General features: G+C 52.1%; 10 protein-coding genes. 4 read left to right on the top strand and 6 right to left on the bottom strand.

Features of this window, described 5'->3' with window-relative positions:
- Window positions 1-77 precede the first annotated feature (77 nt).
- A complete protein-coding gene (locus tag JQ631_RS32150; RefSeq protein ID WP_212334145.1) occupies window positions 78-1,316 on the bottom strand; it encodes a hypothetical protein in 1,239 nt (412 codons plus the stop codon).
- Window positions 1,317-1,538: 222 nt separating this feature from the next.
- On the opposite strand from JQ631_RS32150, the gene JQ631_RS32145 reads away from it, so the two are divergent.
- Window positions 1,539-2,186 (top strand): hypothetical protein, encoded by a 648-nt coding sequence (locus JQ631_RS32145; RefSeq protein ID WP_212334142.1) that lies wholly within the window; start codon window positions 1,539-1,541, stop codon window positions 2,184-2,186.
- Between the two features lie 85 nt (window positions 2,187-2,271).
- Here JQ631_RS32145 and JQ631_RS32140 read toward each other — a convergent pair whose 3' ends face one another.
- On the bottom strand, window positions 2,272-2,922 hold the full coding sequence (locus tag JQ631_RS32140) for a hypothetical protein (protein ID WP_212334139.1): 651 nt from the start codon (window positions 2,920-2,922) through the stop codon (window positions 2,272-2,274).
- 91 nt (window positions 2,923-3,013) lie between these two features.
- Between JQ631_RS32140 and JQ631_RS32135 the strand changes: the two genes are divergently transcribed.
- From JQ631_RS32135 to JQ631_RS32125, 3 genes are read left to right on the top strand one after another with little or no spacing between them, the layout of a single operon-like run.
- Window positions 3,014-3,256, top strand: a complete 243-nt coding sequence (locus tag JQ631_RS32135) for a helix-turn-helix domain-containing protein (protein WP_349645036.1) — start codon at window positions 3,014-3,016, stop codon at window positions 3,254-3,256.
- A gap of 36 nt (window positions 3,257-3,292) precedes the next feature.
- Complete coding sequence (locus JQ631_RS32130) at window positions 3,293-3,847, top strand: hypothetical protein (RefSeq protein ID WP_212334136.1); 555 nt, start codon at window positions 3,293-3,295, stop codon at window positions 3,845-3,847.
- An 11-nt stretch (window positions 3,848-3,858) separates the two neighbouring features.
- On the top strand, window positions 3,859-4,212 hold the full coding sequence (locus JQ631_RS32125; RefSeq protein ID WP_212334133.1) for a hypothetical protein: 354 nt from the start codon (window positions 3,859-3,861) through the stop codon (window positions 4,210-4,212).
- Window positions 4,213-4,345: 133 nt separating this feature from the next.
- On the opposite strand, the gene JQ631_RS32655 is transcribed toward JQ631_RS32125, so the two are convergent.
- The 4 genes from JQ631_RS32655 to JQ631_RS32105 form a co-directional block, all read right to left on the bottom strand.
- Complete coding sequence (locus JQ631_RS32655; protein WP_212334130.1) at window positions 4,346-5,005, bottom strand: Nmad2 family putative nucleotide modification protein; 660 nt, start codon at window positions 5,003-5,005, stop codon at window positions 4,346-4,348.
- A gap of 429 nt (window positions 5,006-5,434) precedes the next feature.
- On the bottom strand, window positions 5,435-6,166 hold the full coding sequence (locus tag JQ631_RS32115) for a hypothetical protein (protein WP_212334126.1): 732 nt from the start codon (window positions 6,164-6,166) through the stop codon (window positions 5,435-5,437).
- Between the two features lie 40 nt (window positions 6,167-6,206).
- Window positions 6,207-7,169 carry a hypothetical protein gene (locus JQ631_RS32110; RefSeq protein WP_212334124.1) on the bottom strand — a complete coding sequence of 321 codons (963 nt, stop codon included), beginning with the start codon at window positions 7,167-7,169 and terminating at the stop codon, window positions 6,207-6,209.
- Between the two features lie 421 nt (window positions 7,170-7,590).
- A partial coding sequence (locus JQ631_RS32105; RefSeq protein WP_212334122.1) for a tyrosine-type recombinase/integrase occupies window positions 7,591-8,432 on the bottom strand: 842 nt, incomplete at its 5' end.

The following is an 8,432-nucleotide window of genomic DNA, read 5'->3' as shown; positions in this document are numbered from 1 at the left end:
GCGCTGGGCATATGGCCGTCGAGGATATCGACGACAAGGTGATGCGGGAGTTCATCCCGTGGCGCCGAAGGCACGATCTACAGTCCGAAGTACTTCAGTATTAACGGGATCAAGGGCACAAGCGCCTTCACCGCCGGACCTGCCACAGACAAACCGTCTGAAACCGACTTCAAAACACTCTTTATTACACTCTGGTTTCTTGGCTCTTCCTTTTTTGAAGCAGCATCGCTCAGGTATTTTACGTTCGACAGCAGCTCGGCTTTCTCAGTTTCTGAAAGAACGCTGTCCTTTACTACTTCTTCGGTGATTCTCTTGAACGCATCACCGACCTCGATGTCCCCGTGCGATTTCAAAGTCGTGATAGACGCATCAATTGAATGGACATCCTTCATTGTGCCAGTGTTTATCAGTCCCACCTGGCTGTTGGAAATCTGTATATTCGTTGTGTTGTTTTGGACAGGCATCGTCGAACTCCTCAACAATTCAGCGCATTCGTCCACCAATTCCCTGGGAGGTATCTCGTCCTTGAGAGTAACTAAGAACTTTTCAAGCCCCTCCTCAAATCCTCGCAGGCGATCATTCACTTTTCGTGTAATCTCATGTGAGTAACCGGGGGGCACTTCGTCTGCGCCTAGGTAGGTCTTGCCGTCAGGCGTCGTCCACCACATCGAATTCTTGAACAAATCCCTCAAGAACACAAACTGCTTTTCGGCTTCCAATCTCGTGCGCAATGCGATTCGCTCAATCACTTCAGTGCGGCGTTGCACACTCTGCACGGTAATGACAGCAAGATCTACTTGCGCTCGAAGCTCAACGTGCCGCAAGGTCGCTTCAATGACCCGCTGTTCTTGATTGTCAGCATTTGTCTGAATGAGCATGCGCTCGACATCAACGCTGAGCGCTTCGATCTCCTTATGGAAAGCTGATTTTTTATGTGCAAAGATGACGTCTGAAATATCAAAGCGAACCTTCGTTACGTCACGTCTTGCATCAGATAGCTGAATCCTATTTCGGTCGAAGCCCTCCCAAAGATCGAGATCTTCTATAGAGCGAAAAACGATGGTTGCGAGTTCGGGCTGCAACCTTCTCCAATTTCGACTAAGGGAGCGATGAATTTTGGCAAAGCAGAGGAGGCACGTCTCTGGATTCCCCAAGTCTACTCGGTCCAAATCCTTGCGTCCGATCTCCAGCCCGAACGATCCCGAAATTTTTTCGGGAATCCACATCCCGAAAAAGTAGGTCCCAGACTTTTGTTCGGGGACAACAAAATCCCAGACTTTTCTTACTAGTTCGGCCCGCCTTTCTTCGAGAGTCATGCCACCTCCCCACCAATTGAGGGCATTAAAACTCACCCTAGCTTCGGAATACGACGAACAAGCAGCCGGTCTTGCGGCTCGAATTCACGTCTAGGCTGTGCTAGAGTAGTATTGTTCAAGGGGGGTTGCCAAGTGCCCGCAATACTTCCATCGCTAGATTTTATTCTCTCTCCTTCTGTCATCGACTTCGCAAGTGCGACGGAAATGGCAGTAAGAGAACGAGTGCAAGCGCCGCTGTCCATGGAAATGAGCGCTTATAGCGAGGCTAAAAAATCTGAAATGGAATTCATGCTATCGGACAAGGCAAGCGCAAGCTCCGAAGAGATTATCGGTCAGATAACGGAGCTTTACGATCGCCTATACTCAATCGCAGAAGCTGGAGGGGCGAGCGAGAATGTCCTAAAGCGAGTAAACGATTTTATCGAGGGCGGAATGACGAGTCTCGTTCATAACTTCTCGGGCTATATCGACGATGAAGTTAAGGAACTTCGAACGTTCGTTTCGCTGTTTAAGACAAGAAAAAATGAGGCGATATGGGGCGAAGTGTTTACTTTCTATTTTCGCCCGGCGTACCTGGAGCAGGCACCTAATGATCTGGTCCTAGAGTTTGTGAAGCGGTACTGGGAGTGTTTCCTCCGGATAGAAGAACTGAGGCGGCAACCGGCGGCCCACGAGCCTCACTACTCCGGGCGGATATCGAAGATATTTTACGAGGGTGTTTTTGGCAGAAACTACGATGAAGCCCGAACGTACAGAAACCCTGCATTTGTAAAACTGTTTGAACGTTCGAGCTTGGAAGTTGCTAGAGCGTTGCCGGAAGAGACATCGAAGCAGATACAAAAGTGGCTAATTTTGCCGCAGTTCGGATAAGAGGGCGTGTCTTACGAAAGGACCGATGACAAGGGAAGCGGGAGCTCATGCCGTGGTGTTGCTACGTATCGTTTAAGGGACGCTCCTAGTTTCCCAGGCGGCCGACCCGAACCACGGTACCACCATCCGACGTTTTCTCGGCGATGTACTCTATCTCTCTCCACCAAGAGCCGTTGGGTGTGCTGATGCTGAGGTTCGCAACGCAGGCAACAGCACCAGTTTGATCGTTACGAGCCCGCAAACGAATAGCTTCTACGTTGTAGGAGACCTTGCTGAGGAGATCAGCTACGCCCGCTTGCCTTTGATTTTCTTGATCGACGTATGCAGTTTTGATTTCCTGCTCCAGCGAAGTCAGCTTTTCTCGAATAGGTGCGAAGTTTTGTCTGTAATAATCGACTTCTCTCGGACCGGCCTGTAATGCGGTTCCTGGATAGTTTGGTAGCTCCCCCGAGTTTCTGGCTCGGCTCATATAAGTGCACATCGCATCATTAAGCTTGCAATCCCGCCGGGCCTTATCCAGCGCCGCCTCCAGGTCTCGCTTTTCAGAGGACCTATCTTTAATTGGCGGTTGTTTGACTGACATAATTGCTTCCGACAAAAGCGAGTTCGCCAGCGGATTGTTGGTTTGCTTTGCAATTGTCTTCACACTTTCGACGACGTCCTGTTGCCCACAGTCGAAGCTGTTGCAGCCAGCAAGAGTCGCCGTCGCCGCCAGCACCGCAGCAAATTTCAGCATATCGCTTTCCAAGCCTTTGCCCGTTCTCAATTCCACACGGCTAGCAAATTTTGTTAAGTATATCGAGGTGTGATATATCGAACAACGCTCGATGCTTCCCAGCATGGACTTGCGGGAAGTGTTCGCCACCAACCTACGCCGAATAAGGAATGCGAAGGGCCTCTCGCAGGACGACCTCGCTTATGATGCAGATATCAGCCGAAGTTATTTGAGCCAGCTTGAGAAGGGCGTGTTCTACGCCAGCCTAAAGATTATCGAGAAGCTTGCGGCGGCGCTTGAGGTCGAGCCGGCTGAATTTTTACGGCGGCCGAGGCCAGGCGGAAGAGGACGATAGGCATTATCGGGGGTTGGAGAGGAGACCTAGGAGGCTATGGATTCCTTTGAGCAGGTTGTCGCAGAGATTTTGTGGCGAGAGGGATACTGGGTCAGGACGCCCTTAAAGGTTGAACTCACAAAGGAAGAGAAGCGACAGATTGACCTCCCCTCCTCGCCACGTTGGGAGTTGGATGTCGTAGCCTACAAAGCTCAAGACAATGCCCTGTTGGTGGTCGAATGCAAAAGCTATTTGGATAACCCTGGCGTGAGAATGCATGGGTTCGATGGGACGAACGAAAAAGCAGCCGGTCGTTTTAAGCTATTCAACAAATCGAACGTCCGGGACGTTGTTTTCAATCGCCTGCGTATCCAGCTTGCCGAAGCAGGCTCATGCTCGTCAGATCCATCCGTAACTCTCTGCCTGGCTTGCGGACGCATAGCGAGTGACAAGGACAGACAAAAGATCAGGGAGCACTTCGCCACCAACGGGTGGCAGCTATGGGATGAGAATTGGCTGCGTGAACGCCTTAAGAGCATGGCCGCTGGAGGTTACGAAAACCAAGTCTCGGCGGTAGTCTCTAAACTACTATTGAGGGGCAGAGCGGAATAGGGCGGAAACAAATGAAGCTATGGACCTATCGTCTGGCACGTGGCGCCGGTCATTCCAGATGGCACGCATTTCGTGCCGCATTTTTCAATGCCGAGCTTCCTGACCCAACGAAAGAATTTCATGCCGCAATGGATGCTAGTCGAGTCCGACTTTGGAAGTCCGGCGACGAGAACATCAAGAGGATCATCTTATCAGATTTAGTGGCGCAACTGGACAGATTGGCCGTAAACGGCGACGGTGATTATGCAGTCGAGCTTGAGTACCTTGAGAAGATCAGGCGGATGGATCCTGAACTCGCCGAACAAGTGCGCTTGCAGCACTCGGCCGCAATGCACGACCACCTTGCCCGCCACGACCTCGATTAAATCGGGGACCGACTTGTTGCGGTCGGCACGGTCTGACGTTCCCTGCGAGTCGGTATCTACCACGCCGCTTGCAGGTTTCACCACGCCAGCGCCGTTACGCATTGCGCTGAGCGCCTTCTCGTAACTTTGCCAATCAACAAAGTTCCTTCCAAGTGCCTCCTCGGTAACAAGCTTCTCTTGTCGGCTTGTTAGTCGGCTGACCGAGAACTCTTCTCGCTGAAAGGCACCAAAGGTGTAGCTTTAGCTGGAGAAATTCATCGGCCAAGCTCCTGCTCAAATTGACACGATGTCCACGGCCGAGATTTTCGACAGCACGTCTGATCAGCGGGAAATGCGATTTGTATTCATCGGTCCCAGCGGCGCCGTAATAGCGAAAGTCCGAACTCAACAACACGTTGGAGCGGACGTAATCTGGTTGATGCCCGAGATCGTGAACTAGATCCTGCGGCCGCTCATGATATTTCGCATTCTTGCGTCTGACAAGCCGACCTGATTGGTACCGATAGATGCAGTCTTCTCGGGACAAATACTTGCGTTTGCGGAAGTACTCGCCTTTCGCTAGCTTCTTGGTGATTGTTGCTGCAAAGATCAAGCGATTGCGATTATCCAGTGAGTTGGCGGTAAAGCCAAAGATCAAGTCGCCCTCGCTAGCAACCCTGCGGATCGTTGGTTTGCAGATCGCCAATGACAAGACGTTCTGACGAATACACGGTGCGGCTCCCGCATCAACAGTCAGCTTGTAAATGTAGATTCTTTGGAGCCTTCCTCGATGGGCATTGGAGGAGCGAAGCACCTTCAACCCCGTATGACGATCTCAATCGCAGTGGTAGGCACCCGATAGAATGCAGCAAGCGCCTTCTTCGCCTCAGCAATGTCGAGGCCTCTCGTCTCGCTTGCGGCGGATATAGAGATAGCCGTCCGAGACGGCCCTCCATCGCTCTGCGGCTGTATAGGCTTCCATTCCAGCGCTTTCACATCGACGTAGGTTTCCAAATCATCGAGGTAGCGAACTGGGTTGCGAAGGCCGCCAAGCTTTTCCCACATATCCGGCACACTGATTTCGGCGTAACTATCGAACTTGATGATGAAGCGATTGCCTTGCGGTAGTGCTCGTGGATCATCTGGGCCAACGTGCCTAAGCTGCGTGCGACTTGGAATACCACGACCCAATTCCCGAGCGCATTCTCAGGGCAGGAGTGGCGCAAGCTGCAAGTTTTCAAGGCTACACTGGAAAAACGACGTCAGCACTTTCTCGGACGCTGGCCATAATTGTTTGCGGCACTTCCGCACGATGCTTGTCGCAAAACTCCCTCATCTTCGGAATGCGAGCCCGATAGTTATCGACCCATTCTTTCGCCCGGATGGTGGCTTGGGGGAACTGAGCAACATACTTCTCGCACTTTTCTGCCTTCGCTTTGACTTCACTCGAGGCCGTCGCCAAGGCCTTGCTGACCTTTATCATGTCAAAAGTTAACCAGCCAAAGAACTCTCGAACCGCAGTCGAAGGATTCTGTGCCAGGCCTGCGTAGATCTTCATAAGAGCATCCGCATCAGCGGCGGCCTTGTTGAGCTGTTCGGCCAGAGCCTTGAGATCTGGGATGATGGCCGTTAGCTGCGGCAGGTCTCGTTCTGTCGCCTCGGCTTCTTCATAGTACTTCTGTGCTGCGTCAAGGACTCCGAGATATCGAGCGCAATCCATCTGAGCTTCGCCCGAGCTATCGCCCCTCACAATGGGCCTCCAGAAAGTCGCACTGCGGACGTCTGCTGCAAAGCTCTCAATCTTCGCTATGAAAAGATTAAGTGTCTCGCTGTGTGCCGGAGGCTCCTTTCCATCTTGCACATCTTTGAGGCTTTTTGTGACAAATTGCATATCCTCGGTAAGCCGCTTCTTTGCGTCGTCCGAGGAGCCCAACAGCTTCTTGATCGTCTCTGGCGATATGGCAGATGAGCCCATTTTTTCCTCAACATTGCTGGGAGACCGACAGTGAGTGCGTTCAGGGGCGGCTCAGCAAAGCTCGATTTGCGCTTCCCACCGCTGAACCTATTTGAGCTGCCAAATGAGCGTTGTTCGTTTCATTTGTTTTCGGACCCAGAGTGATGATTAGGTCGTGAGTTCTTGTCCGTCCTGTTCCAAACAACGGACCATCAGTATTGGCTGATACACGAACCAGCTTCCAAGTTGGGGTGATATTCCCGCTCGATACAATTTCGAACTTAATCTCGTAGGAAACCGAGTCGGTTTTGTTGCTGCCGTCCTTCTTCGGCAACACGTCCGACGGGAGCAAATTGTTCACGAACATTGCGCCCAATAGCCATTTCTCTATTCCCAGGTCACTCTCAATCAGGAAGGGAGAGCTCGAAGGTGGCACCCAGCCGATCCGGCGGAATGGGTCGTTTTCGGGGCGCTTAGGATCGCAGATGTAGTCAGCGCTGGTCGGCGCTTTTGAAAGGAAGGCAACTGAGTACTCTGGATTGAATTTATCAATGCGAGTCGCTGTAGACTTGAGCGTGCCGCCCAAGCCGAGGTTGAAGGATTGAGACGTGGTAACGGTTTGGACGCCGAAGGTTGTTACTGCGTCTTCCAGCACTTTGTTGAAGGTCACGCCGGGGCTCAGTGAAGTTGTCTCATCAACTTGCAAGCTCAGGGCTACTTGAGCTGACCAGTCCGACGGTATCAAACTCTTCATCTTAACATTTTGCTTTCCGCCGACGGAATCACTCTCCATTACAGGGAAGTGATTCGCCTTATAGACCGCAGCCTTCAGTTCGCAATAGATGCGCTTCTTGATCTCAAATTCGATCTGCGCTGTTGCCGATACTGGCGGAGTGAGTGTCGCTGGATCACCTGGATAATCAGCGTCCCAAGTTTCGCTGATTTGGGGATTGGCAAGGCCGCAGGCGCCCAAAGTGATACATCCAACTATTGCGCTCAGCGCCTTTAGCCGCTCGTTAGACATGAGCCCGCCCCAGCAAGAATTGGGTCTCTTTTATTTCGTCAAAGTCTGAATTTGAGTTTTGGAAAGAGGCAGGAAGACCTCGCCCGTTGGGGTGGTCAGCGTGCAGCCACAGAGTTTGCCCATGCACACGCACTTCTTTGGATCGAGCTTTGCCTGCGGAAGACTCTGAGGTGCGAGGCTAGGTGTTGAAACAGGAGTCTGTGAATGAACAACGGCAGGGTAAAGCAGCGGCACACTCAAGACGCTCAAAAAAAATAGCTGTCCAAAAAATCTCATCGCCGCTCCCCCCAGAGTTGCGTTGCAAGTCTAATACGATCCATAATGGAGCGACAAATTTGCTTTTGTCAACGAGGTTGAGCGGCTCGACTGAAACTTCGTTCCTCGTGGCCTGTTTGCTTCGTTGCACTATGCCTTTTAGGCGTCAATCTCCCAATCTGGTCGCAAACACGGCCGCTGTGGCCTGCTTCCCGTAGTACTCCTGGATGATCTCCACGGAAGCACCCATGTTGCGGGCGACCTCAAAGACGCCTACGCCGTTTCGAAGCGCTTGCACCGCATAGAAGTGGCGCAAACTGTAGATTGTGTACTTCTCCCCGAAGCTATTCCGTTCAATACCAGCGTCCCGAAGCGCTGCATTCAGCTGATCGATGAGAGTGACGACCTTCGATCCGTCGGGCATTGCAAAGAGCAACCCTGCAGGGTCTTCCGCCCGGCGTTTTGTCAAGTATTTGTCTAATCGCTTGTTTGCGGCCGACCTAATGATGGCATCCCGCTCGCCAGTCTTCCCTCTCACAACGAAACGGTAATTGTTGCGTCCTTTTTCGTCTATGAACGGGTGAACGTCTCGAACCTTAAGCTTGTTTGCTTCTCCTGGTCTGAAGCCGGAATTGGCTAAGACAAGGACGTATATCTTCAGAAGCTCTCGGCTCTTGCGGGTTCGAACATCACGAGCTGTGTCGATGCGCTTGCACATCGTCCGCCAAAGCTGCCGGAATTCCCACGTTTCAAAAGCGGGACGTACTCGTTTCTTTTTTGGCGTGTAGGTTGCGGTGATGTTTGGCCGATTGCCACGCAGCCCTTGGCTTGCGGCCCACTTCACGATGGCCTTGCCAAGCATCATGTCCCACTGCAGCGTCTTGTCTGTCGGATGTCGCTTAGCGTTCTTCGGCAGCACTTCAAACGATGCGTAGTAGTCCCGGCGCCACGGGATGAACTCCCGCATCACCTTGTCGTCGATATCCTCGACGGCCATATGCCCAGCGT

The organism is Bradyrhizobium manausense (genome assembly GCF_018131105.1).
GTDB classification, from domain to species: Bacteria; Pseudomonadota; Alphaproteobacteria; order Rhizobiales; family Xanthobacteraceae; genus Bradyrhizobium; species Bradyrhizobium manausense_B.
Note: the sequence above shows the minus strand (reverse complement) of the source record. Positions and strands in the feature narration are given on the sequence as shown.

Bases quoted from the DNA above. Each gene is read 5' to 3' on its own strand.
- JQ631_RS32150 (WP_212334145.1), bottom strand. From the start codon at position 1,316: ATGACTCTCGAAGAAAGGCGGGCCGAACTAGTAAGAAAAGTCTGGGAT.
- JQ631_RS32140 (WP_212334139.1), bottom strand. From the start codon at position 2,922: ATGCTGAAATTTGCTGCGGTGCTGGCGGCGACGGCGACTCTTGCTGGC.
- JQ631_RS32135 (WP_349645036.1), top strand. From the start codon at position 3,014: ATGCTTCCCAGCATGGACTTGCGGGAAGTGTTCGCCACCAACCTACGC.
- JQ631_RS32130 (WP_212334136.1), top strand. From the start codon at position 3,293: ATGGATTCCTTTGAGCAGGTTGTCGCAGAGATTTTGTGGCGAGAGGGA.
- JQ631_RS32125 (WP_212334133.1), top strand. From the start codon at position 3,859: ATGAAGCTATGGACCTATCGTCTGGCACGTGGCGCCGGTCATTCCAGA.
- JQ631_RS32115 (WP_212334126.1), bottom strand. From the start codon at position 6,166: ATGGGCTCATCTGCCATATCGCCAGAGACGATCAAGAAGCTGTTGGGC.
- JQ631_RS32110 (WP_212334124.1), bottom strand. From the start codon at position 7,169: ATGTCTAACGAGCGGCTAAAGGCGCTGAGCGCAATAGTTGGATGTATC.